General features: G+C 63.4%; 2 protein-coding genes. Both read left to right on the top strand.

Annotated elements, in window-relative coordinates:
• Window positions 1-858 (top strand): carbohydrate ABC transporter permease (locus tag DKK75_RS07970; RefSeq protein WP_110452898.1); only part of this gene is annotated, 858 nt, incomplete at its 5' end.
• Window positions 855-1823 carry a carbohydrate ABC transporter permease gene (locus DKK75_RS07965; RefSeq protein WP_110452897.1) on the top strand — a complete coding sequence of 323 codons (969 nt, stop codon included), beginning with the start codon at window positions 855-857 and terminating at the stop codon, window positions 1821-1823. The genes DKK75_RS07970 and DKK75_RS07965, both read left to right, overlap by 4 nt.
• Window positions 1824-1834 lie beyond the last annotated feature (11 nt).

Raw genomic sequence — 1834 nt, 5'->3', positions numbered from 1 at the left:
CGTTGGCGTGGTTGGTTGTTTATGGGGCCGTTTGCGTTGGTGTTTGTGGTGGTGTTTGTGGTGCCGGTGTTGTATGCGGTGTGGATTTCCTTGTTTCAGCATCGGATGGTTGGCGGGACGGTGTTTGTTGGGTTGGCCAATTATCGTCGTCTGATGGCTGATGGGCAGTTCTGGTCGTCGGTGCGTCGGGTGGTGGTGTTCACGGTGGTGCAGGTGCCGATCATGCTGTGCTTGTCGGCGCTGATGGCTTTGGCCTTGGATTCGCTGCGTCTGCATGGGATGCGGTTCTTCCGTATTTCGACGTTTCTGCCGTATGCGGTGCCGGCGGTGGTGTCGGCTTTGGTGTGGGGGTTCATGTATGGGGCGAAGTACGGGCTGGTGGGCTCGCTGAACGCGTGGCTGGGCACGCATGTGGATGTGCTGCAGCCGTCGGTGCTTTTGGCGGCGATCGGGAACATCAATACGTGGGAGTTCACGGGGTATAACATGCTGATCTTCTATTCGTCGCTGTCGACGGTGCCGCGCTCCTTGTATGAGGCGGCTGCGATCGACGGGGCGAGCGAGTGGCAGGTGGTGCGCCGGGTGAAGCTGCCGGAGCTGCGGGGCTCGCTGGCGATCACGGTGATTTTCAGCATCATCGGCTCTTTCCAGCTGTTCAACGAGCCGAGCGTGATGCAGAACATGGTGCCTGGCAATGCGATCACGACGTATTACACGCCGAACATGTATGCGTATAATCTGAGTTTTTCGGGCAATCAGTCCAATTATGCGGCTGCGCTGGCTATTGTGATGGCGGCGTTGACGATGCTGGTGGCGTATGCGGTGCAGCTGCGGAGCATGAGGGAGCAGATGCGATGAGCGTGCTGGATGCTGAGGGCCGCAGGGTGCGTGCGGCCGAGCGTGCGCGGGCTAGGCGCGTGGCGGCGGACGAGCGGGCGGAGCGGCGTCGAGCGGCGTCGAGCGGATTCTCGAACCCGTCGAATCCGCGCCGGTCGGTGTGGCTGACGCTGGCGTGCGGCGTGTTCGCCCTGTACTGCCTGTTCCCCTTCGCCTACCTGCTGGTGAACGCGACGAAGACGCAGGCGGACTTCACGAGCACGTTCGGCCTGGGGCCGGGCCGAACGTTCGCCTTGTGGGACAACATTCGGGAGGTGTTCTCCTACCAGCAGGGGATCTTCGCCCGCTGGCTGGCGAACACGCTCCTGTATGTGGTGGTGGGCGCGGGCGGGGCAACGCTGCTGGCGGTGATGGGCGGATATGCGCTGGCCAAGTTCCGGTTCCCGGGCCGCAAGGCGGTGTTCGCGGTGGTGCTGGGCGCGATCAGCGTGCCGGGCATCGCGCTGGCGGTCCCCCAGTTCCTGCTGTTCGCCAAGCTGGGGCTGACGGACACGCCCTGGGCGATGATCATTCCCAGCCTGATCAGCCCCTTCGGCCTGTATCTGATGTGGATCTTCTCGGACCAGGCGGTGCCGGGGGAGCTGCTGGAGGCGGCGCGCGTGGACGGCGCCTCGGAGTGGCGCACCTTCCGCACGATCAGCCTGCCTCTGCTGGCGCCGGGGATCGTGACCTGCGCCCTGTTCACTATCGTGGCGACCTGGAACAACTACTTCCTGCCCCTGATCATGCTCAAGGACGCGGACTGGTACCCGCTGACGATCGGCCTGAACCAGTGGAAGGACCAGGCCAGCACCGCGGGCGGGCAGGCCATCCAGAACCTGGTCATCACCGGAAGCCTGATCACCATCATCCCCCTGGTCATCGCCTTCCTCCTCCTGCAGAAATACTGGCAGTCCGGCCTCGCCGCAGGAGCCGTCAAAGAATAGCCAAACAAACC

The organism is Bifidobacterium asteroides (genome assembly GCF_003202695.1).
Classification (GTDB): domain Bacteria; phylum Actinomycetota; class Actinomycetes; order Actinomycetales; family Bifidobacteriaceae; genus Bombiscardovia; species Bombiscardovia asteroides_G.
The sequence above is the reverse complement of the archived record's forward strand: the minus strand, read 5'-3'. Positions and strand labels throughout refer to the sequence as shown.

Coding starts and splice junctions, on each gene's coding strand:
- DKK75_RS07965 (WP_110452897.1), top strand. CDS start 855: ATGAGCGTGCTGGATGCTGAGGGCCGCAGGGTGCGTGCGGCCGAGCGT.